Annotated in this window: 12 protein-coding genes and 2 tRNA genes; 7 read left to right on the forward strand and 7 right to left on the reverse strand. The window is 68.1% G+C overall.

Features of this window, described 5'->3' with window-relative positions:
* Window positions 1–106 precede the first annotated feature (106 nt).
* The 4 genes from gyrA (at window position 107) to H7A73_RS00115 (ending at window position 3,444) form a co-directional block, all read left to right on the forward strand.
* A complete protein-coding gene (gene gyrA, locus H7A73_RS00100) occupies window positions 107–2,764 on the forward strand; it encodes a DNA gyrase subunit A (RefSeq protein ID WP_182064142.1) in 2,658 nt (885 codons plus the stop codon).
* On the forward strand, window positions 2,757–3,164 hold the full coding sequence (locus H7A73_RS00105; RefSeq protein WP_017887809.1) for a DUF3566 domain-containing protein: 408 nt from the start codon (window positions 2,757–2,759) through the stop codon (window positions 3,162–3,164). Before gyrA ends, H7A73_RS00105 begins: the two co-directional genes overlap by 8 nt.
* 75 nt (window positions 3,165–3,239) lie before the next feature.
* A tRNA-Ile gene (locus H7A73_RS00110) sits at window positions 3,240–3,316 on the forward strand.
* 55 nt (window positions 3,317–3,371) lie between these two features.
* Window positions 3,372–3,444, forward strand: a tRNA-Ala gene (locus tag H7A73_RS00115).
* Window positions 3,445–3,900: 456 nt separating this feature from the next.
* Here the strand turns inward: H7A73_RS00115 and H7A73_RS00120 are convergent.
* Window positions 3,901–4,476, reverse strand: coding sequence for a hypothetical protein (locus tag H7A73_RS00120; protein ID WP_051597033.1), 576 nt, complete (start codon window positions 4,474–4,476; stop codon window positions 3,901–3,903).
* A gap of 115 nt (window positions 4,477–4,591) precedes the next feature.
* Here H7A73_RS00120 and H7A73_RS00125 point away from each other — a divergent pair, with 115 nt between their 5' ends.
* On the forward strand, window positions 4,592–5,131 hold the full coding sequence (locus H7A73_RS00125; RefSeq protein WP_027466924.1) for a peptidylprolyl isomerase: 540 nt from the start codon (window positions 4,592–4,594) through the stop codon (window positions 5,129–5,131).
* Window positions 5,132–5,138: 7 nt separating this feature from the next.
* Window positions 5,139–5,993, forward strand: a complete 855-nt coding sequence (locus tag H7A73_RS00130) for a rhomboid family intramembrane serine protease (protein ID WP_182064143.1) — start codon at window positions 5,139–5,141, stop codon at window positions 5,991–5,993.
* 349 nt (window positions 5,994–6,342) lie between these two features.
* On the opposite strand, the gene H7A73_RS00135 is transcribed toward H7A73_RS00130, so the two are convergent.
* Window positions 6,343–6,597: a cell division protein CrgA gene (locus tag H7A73_RS00135; RefSeq protein ID WP_071404137.1), complete on the reverse strand. Its 255-nt coding sequence runs from the start codon at window positions 6,595–6,597 to the stop codon at window positions 6,343–6,345.
* Between the two features lie 81 nt (window positions 6,598–6,678).
* On the opposite strand from H7A73_RS00135, the gene H7A73_RS00140 reads away from it, so the two are divergent.
* Window positions 6,679–7,323: an anthranilate synthase component II gene (locus H7A73_RS00140; RefSeq protein ID WP_182064144.1), complete on the forward strand. Its 645-nt coding sequence runs from the start codon at window positions 6,679–6,681 to the stop codon at window positions 7,321–7,323.
* A 284-nt stretch (window positions 7,324–7,607) separates the two neighbouring features.
* On the opposite strand, the gene pknB is transcribed toward H7A73_RS00140, so the two are convergent.
* The 5 genes from pknB to H7A73_RS00165 form a co-directional block, all read right to left on the reverse strand.
* Window positions 7,608–9,425 (reverse strand): Stk1 family PASTA domain-containing Ser/Thr kinase, encoded by a 1,818-nt coding sequence (gene pknB / locus H7A73_RS00145; RefSeq protein ID WP_259362629.1) that lies wholly within the window; start codon window positions 9,423–9,425, stop codon window positions 7,608–7,610.
* A 121-nt stretch (window positions 9,426–9,546) separates the two neighbouring features.
* A complete protein-coding gene (locus H7A73_RS00150) occupies window positions 9,547–11,313 on the reverse strand; it encodes a protein kinase domain-containing protein (RefSeq protein WP_182064145.1) in 1,767 nt (588 codons plus the stop codon).
* Window positions 11,310–12,764: a peptidoglycan D,D-transpeptidase FtsI family protein gene (locus H7A73_RS00155; protein ID WP_182064146.1), complete on the reverse strand. Its 1,455-nt coding sequence runs from the start codon at window positions 12,762–12,764 to the stop codon at window positions 11,310–11,312. The genes H7A73_RS00150 and H7A73_RS00155 overlap by 4 nt, the downstream gene beginning before the upstream one ends.
* A complete protein-coding gene (locus H7A73_RS00160; RefSeq protein WP_071404142.1) occupies window positions 12,761–14,206 on the reverse strand; it encodes an FtsW/RodA/SpoVE family cell cycle protein in 1,446 nt (481 codons plus the stop codon). The genes H7A73_RS00155 and H7A73_RS00160 overlap by 4 nt, the downstream gene beginning before the upstream one ends.
* Window positions 14,203–15,555, reverse strand: coding sequence for a Stp1/IreP family PP2C-type Ser/Thr phosphatase (locus H7A73_RS00165; RefSeq protein WP_182064147.1), 1,353 nt, complete (start codon window positions 15,553–15,555; stop codon window positions 14,203–14,205). The genes H7A73_RS00160 and H7A73_RS00165 overlap by 4 nt, the downstream gene beginning before the upstream one ends.
* Between the last annotated feature and the right edge of the window lie 4 nt (window positions 15,556–15,559).

The raw sequence follows: 15,559 nt of genomic DNA on the forward strand, positions 1-15,559 counted from the left end.
AGGCGCGGCGTGAGCCGCGTCGACCAGTCCTGACCACCTGTGGTCGCGCCCGGCGCGACCAACGGAACCACAGCCTCCAGGCTGTCCAGAAAGGGAACGAAGCCACATGGCTGACGACAACGAGAACGGCGCCGACGAGCTGCCCGAGATCGTCCACGGCGACAGCGGGGACATCGTCGTCTCCGGTGACCGCATCTCGCAGGTCGACCTGCAGCTCGAGATGCAGCGCTCGTACCTCGACTACGCGATGTCGGTCATCGTCGGTCGTGCCCTGCCGGAGGTCCGCGACGGCCTCAAGCCGGTGCACCGCCGTGTGATCTACGCCATGTTCGACGGCGGCTACCGCCCGGACCGGGCGTTCTCGAAGTGCTCCCGCGTCGTCGGTGACGTCATGGGTCAGTTCCACCCGCACGGTGACTCCGCGATCTACGACGCCCTGGTCCGCCTGGTGCAGCCGTGGTCGCTCCGGTACCCGCTCGCGCTCGGCCAGGGCAACTTCGGTTCGCCGGGCAACGACGGCGCCGCCGCCCCGCGGTACACCGAGACGAAGATGGCGCCGCTCGCGCTCGAGATGGTCCGCGACATCGACGAGGACACCGTCGACTTCCAGGACAACTACGACGGCCGCACCCAGGAGCCGGCGATCCTGCCGGCCCGGTTCCCGAACCTGCTCGTCAACGGGTCGGTCGGCATCGCGGTCGGCATGGCCACGAACATCCCGCCGCACAACCTGCGCGAGGTCGCCGAGGGCGCGAAGTGGGCACTCGACAACCCCGATGCCACCCGTGAGGAACTGCTCACCGCGCTCATGCAGCGCATCAAGGGCCCGGACTTCCCGACGGGTGCGCAGGTGCTCGGCACCAAGGGGATCCAGGACGCCTACCGCACCGGCCGTGGGTCGATCACCATGCGTGCCGTCGTCTCGGTGGAGGAGATCCAGGGTCGAACCTGCCTCGTCGTCACCGAGCTGCCGTACCAGGTCAACCCCGACAACCTGGCGATCAAGATCGCCGAGCTCGTCAAGGACGGCAAGCTCGCCGGTGTCGCCGACATCCGTGACGAGACCTCCGGTCGCACCGGGCAGCGCCTGGTCATCGTGCTGAAGCGCGATGCCGTCGCCAAGGTCGTCCTGAACAACCTGTACAAGCACACGCAGCTGCAGGAGAACTTCGGCGCGAACATGCTCGCCATCGTCGACGGGGTGCCCCGCACCCTGCCGCTCGACGGCTTCATCTCGGCGTGGGTCGCGCACCAGGTCGACGTCATCGTCCGCCGCACGCAGTTCCGTCTGCGCGAGGCCGAGAAGCGTGCCCACATCCTGCGCGGCTACCTGGCTGCGCTGGACGCCCTCGACGAGGTCATCGCGCTCATCCGTCGCTCGCCCGACGTCGAAGAGGCCCGCACCGGCCTGATGGACCTGCTGTCCGTCGACGAGATCCAGGCGCGCGCGATCCTCGAGCTGCAGCTCCGTCGTCTCGCCGCCCTCGAGCGGCAGAAGATCCACGACGAGGCCGAGGAACTCGAGCGCAAGATCGCCGACTTCCAGGACATCCTCGGTTCGGAGAGCCGTCAGCGCTCGATCATCCGTGACGAGCTGAGCGAGATCGTCGACCGCTTCGGCGACGACCGACGCACCGAGATCATGCTCGGCTACGACGGCGACATGTCGATGGAAGACCTGATCCCCGAAGAGGAGATGGTCGTCACCATCACCCGTGGTGGTTACGTCAAGCGCACGCGAAGCGACCAGTACCGCTCGCAGCACCGCGGCGGCCGGGGTGTCCGCGGTGCTCAGCTCCGCGCCGACGACATCGTCGAGCACTTCTTCGTCACGACGACGCACCACTGGCTCCTGTTCCTCACCGACCAGGGCCGGGTCTACCGCGCCAAGGCGTACGAGCTGCAGGAAGCCGGCCGCGACGCGAAGGGCCAGCACGTCGCGAACCTGCTCGCGATGCAGCCCGACGAGCAGATCCAGCAGGTGCTCGACATCCGCGACTACGAGGTCGCCCAGTACCTCGTCCTCGCGACCGAGCACGGTCTGGTGAAGAAGACCGCGCTCACCGAGTACGACACGAACCGCACCGGCGGCATCATCGCGATCAACCTGCGCGACGGCGACAAGCTCCGCCAGGCGCTGCTCGTCGACGAGCACGACGACCTGCTCCTGGTGTCCCGCCAGGGCATGTCGCTCCGGTTCACGGCGACGAACGACACGCTGCGTCCGATGGGTCGTTCGACCTCGGGTGTGAAGGGCATGTCCTTCCGCGACGGCGACTCGCTGCTCGCGGCCCGGGTCGTCTCCGATGACGGCTTCGTCTGGGTGATGACCGAGGGCGGCTACGCCAAGCGCACCGCCGTCGACCAGTACCGGGTGCAGGGCCGTGGTGGTCTGGGCATCAAGGTTGCCAAGTTGGCGGTCGACCGAGGCGATCTTGTGGGCGCTCTCATTGTCGGCGAGGACGACGAGGTGCTCGTCGTGCTGCAATCGGGCAAGGTGGTAAGGTCTGCCGTGGCCGAGGTCCCTGCCAAGGGCCGTGACACGATGGGCGTCGTCTTCGCGAGGTTCGCGGAGAACGACCGGATCATCGCGGTGGCCCGGAACACCGAGCGGAACCTGGACGACCAGGACGACGCCGAGATCGAGCCCGCGGGCCCGGTGGAGACGGTCAGCCCAGCCGAAGCGGCCCCGGATTCCACTGATCCCATCGACACCGAGCCCGTCGCAGACGAGGCCGGAGAGGACCAGTCAAGCAATGAGTAGTGTCGCCGAGAAGCTCCAGAAGAAGGCGAAGCGTCCCGTCGGCACCCGCCAGGTGCGGTTGCGACTGGTCTACGTCGACTTCTGGTCGATGGTGAAGCTGAGCTTCCTCATCGCCCTGGCCGGCAGCATCGTGATCGTGGTCGCCACGGCACTGGTGTGGGTCATCCTGAACCAGACGGGTGTGTTCACCCAGATCGACGCCCTGTTGAAGGACGTGACCGGTCAGAACAGTTACTCGATCATGGACCAGTTCTCGCTGGGCCAGGTCCTCGGGTTCTCCATCGTCGTAGGCATCCTCAACGTGGTCGTCGGCACCGTGCTCGGCGCCATCGTGAGCGTGCTCTACAACCTCAGTGTTCGGATCACGGGCGGTCTGCTCGTGGGCTTCACGAACAACTGACACACCCGGGTCGGATGGGCCCACTGCTCGATTTCGTTCCGACGAGATCGTACGGTAGGCTTTCATCCGGTCTGAGGGGCTATAGCTCAGGCGGTTAGAGCGCTTCGCTGATAACGAAGAGGTCCAAGGTTCAAGTCCTTGTAGCCCCACCAGTTCTCCGGAACACACGACAATTCCATCCCGTCACCGATCATCTCGGTGGCACTCGGGGCCTTAGCTCAGTTGGTAGAGCGCCTGCTTTGCAAGCAGGATGTCGGGAGTTCGATTCTCCCAGGCTCCACTCGCATCAGCCCCTGGTTGCCGACTCCGTCGTCTGCCCAGGGGCTTCGTTCTGTGCCCGTGCGCGCCGCCGCCCCTGCGGCGCGAACGTCGGGGGGGGGGGCGTCGCCGTGTTCGTCTGCGCGCCTTCGGCGACGCGCCGCTCCGCGACTGCTGCGTCCGGCACTCGCCACGCCGCGTCATCTTCGTCGAGTGGTCACGACATGCCGCGTGCGGTTCGCCGAGGTGGCTGGAACTGTCGTCTGCGCGCTGTCCGGGCGACAGGTTGCGACCTCTCGGTCGCTGGCGGGGGGCGCGTTGCGTGAGCGCGTGGCGGACGGGAGGCGCGGTGGCGGGCCGACGCGTGCCTCCAGGCAGGTGGGTGGCGCCTTCAGAGCACGTGGTCGGGTGCACGTCAGGACCCGGGAACGACGAAGGGCCCCGGCGACAGCCGGGGCCCTTCGTACGAACCGGGAGGTCAGGCGGCGGGCTTCTCCGCCGTGTCAGCGTCGTCGGCGACCCACAGGTCGTCGTCGGCGCGGAGCGTCTGGTACGCGGCGTACGCAGCACCGGCGACGGCGACGACGCCGACGATGATGAGTGCGACTCCGCCGAAGCCGAGACCCTTCTTCTGCTGCGACGGGACGTACTTCGCAGCAGCCTTCTTCGCGCTCTTGCTCTTCTTCTGCGCGTTCTTCACGATCTTCTTGACCCGGGGGTCCTTCGCGAGATCGGTCACACTCAGCACCGAACCGGCGGTCGAGACGAGTCCGGGGACCACCTCGGACTGGAACTTGTGCGAAGCGCTCTGCGCTGCCGAGGTGGCAGCGTGCACGCCGGTCGCGAACGCGGGACGGATCCCGTTGTCGATTGCGTTCTGCACCCGGGGTGCGATGTCCTTGCGAGCTGCGTCCGCGGCGTTCGACCGGGCCTCGGCCAGGATCGCGTTCGCGTGCTCGAGGACCTTGCGCTGCTCGCCGAGGAGCGAGGCGGTCTGGCCCTTGAGCTTCTTGATCTGCTTCCGACGCTTTCGCGGGATCTCGATCGTCGTCATCTGGTACCTCCATCGGATCGGCGTGACCCCATCCTGCCACCACACTGCCTGACAGGTCACGGAACCGCAGCTGTGCAATCCGTCCGCGGTCAGGAGTACATGCGAGAATCGGAACATGTCTCTGCACACCGCTGTCGCAACGATCCACACCAACAAGGGCGACATCCGCGTCAACCTGTTCGGCAACCACGCACCGAAGACCGTCAAGAACTTCGTCGACCTCGCCACGGGCCAGCAGGAGTGGACCCACCCCGGCACGGGCAAGGTCTCGACCGACAAGCTCTACGACGGCGTGATCTTCCACCGCATCATCAAGGACTTCATGATCCAGGGCGGCGACCCGCTCGGCCAGGGCATCGGTGGCCCCGGGTACCGCTTCGACGACGAGATCTCCCCGGAGCTCACGTTCCAGAACCCCTACATCTTCGCCATGGCGAATGCCGGCATCCAGGGCGGCCGCGGCACCAACGGCTCGCAGTTCTTCATCACCACGGTGGCGACGCCGTGGCTGCAGGGCAAGCACACCATCTTCGGTGAGGTCGCCGACGACGAGTCCCGCGCGGTCGTCGACGCGATCGAGGGCGTCCCGACCGACGGTCGCGACAAGCCCGTCGAGGACGTCGTCATCCAGAGCATCGACGTCGAAGGCGTCTGACCCGCACGTGACCGACCAGGCGTACAACCCGAACAACACCTGCTACCGGCATCCGGACCGGCAGAGCTTCGTGCTCTGCCAGCGCTGTGGGCGGACGATCTGCCCGGAGTGCCAGACGCCGGCGGCGGTCGGGGTGCACTGCCCGGAGTGCGTGCGGGAACAGCGCGCACAGTTCGCAGCGAACCGCCGAGCGTCCGGAGCCCCCAGCGGGTTGACGGTCGCTCGGCGGCGTTTCGCCATGCTCGACCAGAAGGGCACGACCGTCATCGTGGCGATCACGGTGGCGATCTGGTTGCTCGACCAGGTCAGCGGGCGGTTCTTCACGAGCTTGCTCGCCTACAACTCGTTCCTGCTGCCGACGCAGCCCTGGCGTGTGGTGACCTCGCTGTTCGTGCACTCGGGCATCTTCCACATCCTGTTCAACATGTGGGCGCTCTGGATCTTCGGTCGCATGCTCGAGAACATGCTCGGCACCTGGCGGTTCGTGGCGCTGTACTTCATCACGGGGATCTTCGGGTCCATGCTCGTCACCTTCCTGGCGCCGGGGACGACCGTGCTGGGTGCTTCGGGTGCGATCTTCGGGCTGTTCGCCGCGTTCTTCGTGCTGCAGCGCAGCCTGGGGAACAACGCCGTGCAGCTCCTCGTGCTCATGGGACTGAACCTGGTGATCGGGTTCCTGCCCGGCGTCAACATCTCGTGGCAGGCGCACGTCGGCGGGATCATCGGCGGCTTCCTGATGGGCTTCGTCTTCGCACAGACGCGCAACATCCGGAAGCGTCCGCTGCAGATCGCGCTGATCATCGGCGCGGCGGTGCTCGGCATCGCGCTGACCGCTGTCGGGTACGCGGTCACGATCGGCTGACACCGCCACGACGCTCCCCGAACGCCCCGTCGCACTGCGGCGGGGCGTTCGTCGTTCCCAGGGCTGTCCGCGTCCTGCTCGTCCACAGCTGTCCACAGCGCTGCTGCAGGTTATCCACAGGTGTGGAGAAGTCGGTGAGTTACACCAGTGTGATTATCCCCACTGTGGAATCGGTTGTGGATAACTCCGGGGTCGGGGTGTGGATGACGGTGTGGAGAGTGGGGAAAAGTGTGGAGAACGCCGGGATCCTCGAGGATGTGCGTTCCCGGAACGCCCGAGCTTGTGGAGAACGACGACGCCCGCCGCACCTTGCGGTGCGACGGGCGTCGGGAGAACAGCGAGCTGGAGGTCAGCGCCACCGGGTGGTCATGAGGAAGCCGACGAACATGATGCCGAATCCGACGACGATGTTCCACGAGCCGAGGCTCGGAACCGGCAGCGTGGCGTTCGAGATGTAGAAGACGATCACCCACACCAGACCGATGAGCATGAAGCCGAACATGACCGGCTTGAACCACACCGGGTTCGGGGCGTCCCCCGCGGTGTCGACCGAGTCAGCTCGGGTCGTCCGGGCGGGCTTGGTGCGGTCCTTGTCCTTGGCCATGGCCGGTATCCTACCGTGACCACGTGTGTGGATCGGCCCGCGGACCGCCGCACACATCCCCCACGAGTACGGTGAACCGCCATGACCAGGATCCTCGTCGTCGACAACTACGACAGCTTCGTCTACACGCTCAACGGGTACGTGCAGCAGCTCGGCGCCGAGACCGACGTCGTGCGCAACGACGCCTTCCCCGAGTCCGAGATCGCCGACCGCATCGCGGAGTACGACGGCGTCCTCCTGTCGCCCGGTCCCGGGACACCGGCCGCCGCCGGCGTCTCGATCCCCACGGTGCACGCGGCCATCGCTGCCGAGACCCCGCTGCTCGGCGTCTGCCTGGGGCACCAGGCCATCGCGGAGGCACTCGGTGCCACGGTCACGCACGCCGAGGAGCTCATGCACGGCAAGACCTCCGAGGTCGACCACGACGACAGCGCGCTCTTCGCCGGCGTCCCGCACCCCTTCACGGCCACGCGGTACCACTCGCTCGCGATCGTCGACGGCACCGTCCCCGACGAGCTCACCGTGACCGCACGGACCGAGGGCGGTGTCATCATGGGCGTCCAGCACCGCGCGCACCCCGTGTTCGGCGTGCAGTTCCACCCGGAGTCGGTCTTGACCGAGGGTGGCTACCGCATGGTGGGCAACTGGCTCGAGACCACCGGGCTGACCGGAGCCGCCGAGCGCGCCGCCGACCTCGGCCCGCTCATCGCGGCCCACCGCGCCTGACGAACGCACCCGGGCGGCAGACGCCGTCGTGTCATCGAGACGCCTCCGGATCCGGGGGCGTCTCGTGCGTTCCGGGGCGTCGTGCCGACACGACGGCATCTCCTGGGCACTGGACCGGGCCGTCTGCATGACCAGCGTTTGAAGGCGGCCGTGCGCCGGGCCTCCAGGCCGGCGTGGCCAACTGAGGACAGGCGGCGGCGAGCAGACGTGCTTGTCGGCACTGAGAACGGACTGGAGGCCCGTCACCCGTCCGTCAGGACGGTCGCGTCAGCAGAGCGGTCGGCTCAGCGGCCGTCGTCACCCTGGTCGTCACCGCGGTCGTCGTTCCCGTTGTTGCCGCCGCTGTCGTTGTTCGAGGTCGGGGCCTTCGACGGCGCCGCGGAGCGTGCGCAGTAGGTGAGCGTGACGGCACTGCCCTGGGCGACGTCGCCGGCAGGGGTGTCCTGCTGGGTGACGAGCCCGCCGGTGCACGAGTACAACGGCGCCGGGTTCACGGTGAGCCCGAGCTGCTCGACGGTGGCCTTCGCCGCCGAGTACTGCTGCTGCGTGACGTCGGGCAGCTGCACCTTGCCGTTGGAGATCGTCAGGTTGATCACGATGCCCTTGGTGTGCAGGGAACCCGATTCCGGGTCGGAGCTCAGCACGGTGCCTTCGGGGACGTCGGCGGAGTAGTCGCTCGAGATCGCGCCGAGACGGAATCCGGCGTCGTCCAGGGACTGTTGCGCTGCCGCTTGCGATTGCCCGTTGAGCTCGGGCACGGGGACGCGTTCCGGCCCGAGCGAGACCACGACGTTGACGTTCTGGTTGCGTCCGACGTTCACCCCGGAGCCCGGGTCCGTCCGGATGACCGTGCCCTTGTCGACGCTGTCGGAGTTCTCCTCGACCTTGACGGGCTTGAGGGACTTCTTCTCGATGGCACTGGCCGCGGCGCTGTAGGTCGAGCCCGCGACGTTCGGCACGCTGACCGAGGACGACACCGGCGGCTTGCCCGGCTGCAGGTTCGCGACGAAGAACACCACGGCGACGATGACCGCGACGGTGAGCAGGATGCCGACCCAGATCCACGCGACCGGGGGGCGGTTCTGCGTCCGCTGCGGTCGGTGCTCGGCGGTGTCGTCGTCGAGCTCGCGGAACGCTGATGCGGCGTTGGTCGTGGTCCGGGGGTCGACGCCGAAGAGCACGGTCGAGGCGTCGTTCGCCGCGTTCTGCTGCTGCTTCTTCGTGGACGCGGGCACCCGGCCGGCTGCAGCCTGCTGCAGGTCGGAGCGGAACTCGGCCGCGTTCTGGAACCGGCGCGTGCGGTCCTTGACCAGGGCGTGCAGGGTCACGGCGTCGAGGGCCGGGGACACGTCGGGCGAGATCGTCGACGGTGCGACCGGCTGCTCGCTGACGTGCTGGTAGGCGACCGCCACCGGGGTGTCCCCGAGGAACGGTGCGCGACCGGTGAGGAGCTCGAAGAGCACGACACCGGTGGAGTAGAGGTCGGTGCGGGCGTCGACGGTCTCGCCGCGGGCCTGCTCCGGCGAGAAGTACGAGGCGGTGCCCAGGATCGACGTGGTCTGCGCGACCGTCGCCGAGGTGTCGGTGATGGCCCGGGCGATGCCGAAGTCCATGACCTTGACCTGCCCACTGTGGGTCACCATGACGTTCGCGGGCTTGATGTCGCGGTGGACCACGCCGGCACGGTGCGAGTACTCGAGCGCGGTGAGGATGCCCTCGGTGATGCGCACGGCTTCGTCCGGGGCGACGGCGCCCTCGGCGATGATGTCGGAGAGCGGACGGCCCTCGACGTACTCCATGACGATGAAGGGGACCTGTACCTCGGCGCCCGACGGCTCGGACACCGTCTCTTCGCCGGCGTCGTACACGCGGACGACGGTGGGGTGCGCCATGCGTGCAGCGGCCTGGGCTTCCTGCCGGAACCGCGTGCGGAAGGCCGGGTCGTTGGCGAGGCTCGGCTTGAGGAGCTTCACCGCGACCTTGCGGCCGAGGCGGGTGTCGTTGCCGAGGTGCACGGTCGCCATGCCGCCCCGACCGATGACGTCACCGATCTCGTAGCGATTGGCGAGGAGCGTGATCCCCGCGGTCACACCTTCTGGCACGTACTCCTCCGTCTGTTCGTCCGGGCTAGTGTACGGCAGCACCACCTGGTGAGACGCTGGTCACGGAGGGGTCGACCGAACCGTTACCGAACGGTGTCGACAGTCCCCGTCCGGGGGGCGTTCACAGGTCGTCTTGCGGGGTCTCGGTGGGGTTGATCCCGTCGTCCGGGTTGGTCGTTTCCTGGTCCGTGGGCTCGGCCCACTCGACCTGGGCGCCGGGCGAGGAGGCGGAGACCACCGAGGAATCGGACTGCGGCGACTTGCAGGTCACCTTGTACGACAGGGTCACCTTGCCGTACTGGGCGCCGGCGACGGTCACCGCGGTGCCCGAGGTGGAACCGGAGCTGCTGCCGTTCGAGGGGACCGTGCCGTTGTCGATCGTGTACGTGTAGCTCACGTCCGAGTACCCGGCAGGGCAGCTCGTGTACGCGGGCCAGCTGAAGGTCACGCGCCCGGACTCGCTGACGGTCCCACCGGTGGCACGCTCGGGCGCCGGTGCGGTCAGCACGTCGCCGAACGCCTTGACGGTGACGAGCGTGCCGGGAGCCAGGCTGCCCTCGGGGCTGAGGGACTCGACGGTGCCGACCTGGTCGGACGACGTCGCGTTCGACCCGGCGACGACCTCGGCCTGCAGGCCCTGGGCGCGGAGCTGGTTCGCGACCTGCTCGGCGTTCTGCCCCTGGTAGTCGGCCGCCGAGACCGTGACGCGGGTCTCGGTCGGCTCGGGGGACGGGGTCTGCGTGGGCGTGCGGGTCGCCTTCGGCGTGCTCGAGGACTTCGTGGGCTCGGGTTCCGGGGCGTTGTTCGCGTTCAGGGCGTACGCGGCGCCGCCGGCGATGGCGAGCACGACGATGATGCCGACGACCCACCAGATCCAGGCGCGCTTCTTCTTCGGTTCCTCGGGCTCGTCGGAGACGGGCGAGCGGGGGGTGCCCGGTCCGCCGGCCATCGCTCCGGCCTGGGTGCCGATGAGTGCGGTCGCTGCGTCGTTCCCCTGGCCCTGGGGCGGGTTGAACGCGACGGTGCCGTTCTGCGCGATCGCGGGGACGGCCACGGTGGCCGCGGCGACGTCACCACGACGCAGCGCCTGTGCGGCGCGGGCGAGGTTCGCGGCCGTCGCGGGACGGTCGGCCGGCTTCTTCGCGATGCACGAGATGACCAGGGCCGAGACCGGCTCGGGGATGTCCCCGGGCAGCGGCGGCGGCTGCTCGTTGATGTGCGCCATCGCGATCGCGACCTGCGACTCACCCGTGAACGGACGACGACCCGCCAGGGCTTCGTACGCGACGATGCCGAGCGAGTAGATGTCGGTCGACGGCGAGGCGGGGTGGCCGCTCGCCTGCTCGGGCGACAGGTACTGCACCGTGCCCATCACCTGACCGGTCGCGGTGAGCGGGACCTGGTCGGCGATGCGGGCGATGCCGAAGTCGGTGATCTTGACGCGACCGTCGGGCGTGATGAGGAGGTTGCCGGGCTTGATGTCGCGGTGCACCAGGCCGACCGCGTGCGCGGCCTGCAGGGCGTTCGCGGTCTGCGCGACGATGTCGAGCACCTTGTCGACCGGGAGCGTGTGCTCACGCTCGATCATGGTCGACAAGGCCTCGCCGGGGACGAGCTCCATCACGAGGTAGGCACTGCCGTCCTCCTCGCCGTAGTCGAAGACGTTGGCGATGCCCTCGTGGTTGACGAGGGCGGCGTGCCGGGCCTCGGCGCGGAAGCGCTCGAGGAAGCCGGGGTCACCGAGGTACTCGTCCTTGAGGATCTTGAGCGCGACGGTCCGGCCGATGACGAGGTCGGTCGCCTGCCACACCTCGCCCATGCCGCCGATGGCGACCCGGGAGGAGAGCTGGTACCGCCCACCGAAGGTGAGTCCGCTGGTGGGTCTCATTTGTTCAGCACCGCCTCCATGACTTTCTTCGCGACCGGGGCCGCGACCGTGTTGCCGACTCCGGACTGCCCGAGCCCGCCGCCGTTGCCGACGACGACCGCGACGGCGACTTCCGGGTCCTTGGCGGGGGCGAACCCCGTGAACCAGAGCGTGTAGGGATTGCCGGTGCCACCTTCGGCCGTGCCGGTCTTGCCGGCGACGTCGACACCGTCGATCTTGGCATTGGTACCGGTCCCCGCGCTCACGACGCTCTGCATGGCCTCGGTGAGGTCAGCGGACTCGGAGGACGACAGCGGATCACTGTACTGCTTCGGGGAGAAGGACTCGACCGTCTTCAGGTCGCTGGTGGTGATCGAGTCGACGAGCGAGGGCTGCATGACCTTGCCGCCGTTCGCGATGCCGGCCGACACCATCGCCATCTGCAGCGGGGAGACCCGCACGCTCGCCTGGCCGAAGGCGCTCAGCATGAGCTGGGCCGTCGAGTCGACGCCGGGGTACTGGCTGGCGGTCGCCGCCATCGGGATCTCGATCGCGTCGCCGAAGCCGTACTTGTCGGCCATGCTCTTGATGGCGTCGTACCCGAGCTTCTGGCCGAGTTCGGCGAAGGGGATGTTGCACGAGTACTGGATGGCCGTGCGGAGCTTGACCTTGTCGCCGCCGCCGCAGGTGCCGCCCTCGGCGTTGTTGATGTACGAGCTCGTACCGGGCAGCTGCAGTCGCGACGGGTTCGGGAACGTGGAGTCGAGGTTGTACTTGCCACCCTCGAGCGCCGCCGACGCCACCACGAGCTTGAACACCGATCCGGGGGTGTACAGGTCGCCGCCGATGGCACGGTTCTGCAGCGGGGCGGTGTCGGCCCCGAGCAGCGCGTCGTACTGCCGTTTGACCTCGGCGGTGTCGTGCGAGGTGAGCGAGTTCGGGTCGTAGCTCGGCTTCGACACCATCGCGAGGATCTTGCCGGTCTTCGGCTGGATCGCGACGACCGCACCGCTGTTGGTGCCGAGCGCGTCGTACGCGGCCTGCTGCACGTCCGGGTCGATGGTCAGGTTGACGTTGTCGCCCTGGACGTCCTGGCCGGTGAGGATCGAGTTGAGGTTCTGGAAGAACGAGGCGTCCGAGTTGCCCGAGAGCACGGTGTTCTCCGCGCTCTCGATGCCGGTGTTGCCCTGCCCGATCGTGAAGTACCCGGTGACCGCGGAGTAGAGGTCGCCGTTCGTGTACTTCCGCTGGTACTGGTACTGGTCGTCCACCGGGGTCGACTCGGCGATCGGGCTGCCGTCGACGAGGATCGCGCCACGCTTGGTCGAGTAACTGTCCAAGATGGTTCGAGAGTTCCGGGAGTCGGCGCGCAACGAGTCGGCCGCGAAGAACTGGATCGACGTCGTCGACACGAAGAGTGCGACGAACATGAGCACGATGACGGTCGAGACACCGCGGAGCTGTCGGTTCATCGACGACGCTCCTTCCTGGTCGCGCGCGCAGACCGCCCGCTCGCGGCGGGGATCGCGCCCTGCTGGACGCGTTGTTCGGCTGGGATGGAATCGGTGAGGCGCAGCAGCATCGCGGCGATGATCCAGTTGGCGATGAGCGAGGAACCACCGGCGGCCATGAACGGCGTGGTCAGACCGGTCACCGGGATGATCCGGGTGATGCCGCCGACGACGACGAACACCTGCAGGGCGATGATGAAGCCGAAGCCGACACCGAGCAGCTTGCCGAAGTCGTCCTGCGCCATGAACCCGACACGGATGCCCCGCGACGCGAACACGATGAAGAGGGCGAGGATCGCGAACACGCCGATCAGTCCGAGCTCTTCACCGAGCGACGCGACGATGTAGTCGGCGTTGGCGACCGGCGTGATGTACGGCCGGCCCTGCCCGAGCCCCGTGCCGGTGATCCCGCCGTTCGCGAACCCGAACAGGCCCTGCACGAGCTGGTAGCTCGCCTGGGTGTCGCGGCTGAAGACCTCTTGGTTGAACGGGTCGAGCCACTGTTCGAAGCGGCCGCGCACGTACTCCAGGACGCTCTGCGCGACGAGGGCGCCACCGATGAACAGCGTGAGACCGATCGCGACCCAGCTGATCCGTGCCGTGGCGACGTAGATCATCACGAGGAACAGGCCGAAGTAGAGCAGGGCGGTACCGAGGTCACGCTGGAACACGAGGACGGCCATCGCCGCGCCCCACATCACCAGGATCGGGCCGAGGTCGCGGGCACGCGGGAACGTCATGCCGAGGAACTTCTTGCCGACGATCGACAGCGAGTCGCGTGCGGTGACGAGGTACCCAGCGAAGAACAGCGCCATGGTGATCTTCGCGAGCTCACCGGGCTGGAACGAGAACGGGCCGATCTTGATCCAGACCCGCGCACCACCGATGTTCGTGCCGATGCCCGGCAGCATCGGCAGGAGCAGCAGGACGATCGTCAGCGCCATGAAGATGTAGCGGTACCGCTGCAGGAACCGGTGGTTTCGGACGGCGACGAGCGTGATGATCGCCAGGACCATCGCGAGCATCGTCCAGACGATCTGCTTCACGCCGATGGCGTCCCAGCCGGACAGGCCGTTGTGGACGTCGATGCGGTAGATCTCGGCGATGCCGATGCCGTTCAGGACGAGCGCGATCGGCAGGATGAACGGGTCGGCGTTCTTGGCCACGACCCGCAGCACGACGTGCATGACCAGCGCGAGGCCGAGGATGCCACCGCCGACCCAGAGCACCGACTGGTCGAACAGTCGGCCCTTGGTGCCGAGCTGCACCAGCACCATCGCTCCCGCGCAGATGCCGCACGCGATGACGAGCAGGAAGAGCTCGAGGTTCCGCGCGCGTGCGGGCTCCCGGAGCTTGATCGTGATCGCCTGGGTGAAGGACTGGGCGGCCGTGGCGTTGCTCATCGCGGGCTCCGCGTCGGGCTCGGCGACGGCGAACGGGTCGGCGAGGGCGACGGTGACGAACTCGCGGCGCCGTCCCCCCCGGTGCCGGCCTGGTCCTCGCCGGTCGCGGCGGCCTTGCGCAGGCGGTCGACGATGTCACGGGCGTCGGTGAGCGACTGCGCGTTGATCGTCGAGCGGACGTTCTCGCGGGTGTAGTCCGGCAGCGACGAGACCGTGATGTCGGTGTCCTCGTACACGTCCGACAAGGCCAACGGACCGATCGACTGCTGCACGCCCTTGTAGATCGCGACGGTGCCGCGGTCGGTGCCGACGTAGTAGTGGTCCTGCGTGATCCGCCAGCCGACGAACACCGCGCCGACGAGCACGGCGACCGCGACCACGAGCGCGACGGTCCAGGACACCCGACGGCGGATGCGGCGCCGACGGTCCTCGGCGATGAGCTCGGCGAAGAACTGGTCGGACTCCGGCTCGAAGTGCGAGTCCTCGGGCGCGGTGGTGACCTTGAGCGGGTGCAGCAGGATCGTGGGGAGGCGGATCGGCTTGCGGCCGGTCGACGCCTCGAAGGTGAGCGGTGCCGCGGCGGAGCCGACGGTGGTGGCCGCGTCGTCGTCGTCTTCGGGTTCGGTGTCCGTGACGTCCATCACCACGACGGTGACGTTGTCGGGGGCGCCGTGGTCCAGCGTCTCCTTCACCAGGCGCTGCGTGACCTGGTTGGCGTCCATGTTCGACGCCAGGGCGTGACGGATGCGCTCTTCGGCCAGGTACGAGGACAGGCCGTCGGAGCAGAGCAGCCAGCGGTCGCCCGGCTGGATGTCCATGATCGCCGTGTCGACCTCGGGTGCGGCGTCGACGTCGCCGAGCACGCGCATCAGCACGGAGCGACGCGGGTGGACCGCGGCTTCCTCCGGCGTGATCCGACCGCTGTCGACGAGCCGCTGGACGAAGGTGTGGTCGGACGTGATCTGCTGCAGCTCGCCGTCGCGGTGACGGTAGATGCGGGAGTCGCCGATGTGCGCGATCGCGATCTGCTCGCCGACGCGGATCATCGCGGACACCGTGGTGCCCATGCCGGTGAGCTCCTGGTGCTCGAACACGGTCTCGGTGATCAGCTGGTTGGCGGCGATGAGTGCCGACTGCAGCGCGAACTCGGCGTCGTGCGCCGACGGGAACTCGCGGTCGACCTCGCGGATCCGTCGGATCGCGATCGCCGAGGCGACGTCACCGCCGGCATGGCCGCCCATGCCGTCCGCCACCGCGAACAGGTGCGCCCCGGCGTAGCCGGAGTCCTGGTTGTTCGCGCGGATGCGCCCCACGTGGGACACAGCAGCGCTCAGCGTGCGAGCGGTCATGCCG

Origin of the sequence: Curtobacterium sp. ME12 (genome assembly GCF_903970855.1) — a bacterium.
Taxonomy (GTDB): domain Bacteria; phylum Actinomycetota; class Actinomycetes; order Actinomycetales; family Microbacteriaceae; genus Curtobacterium; species Curtobacterium poinsettiae_A.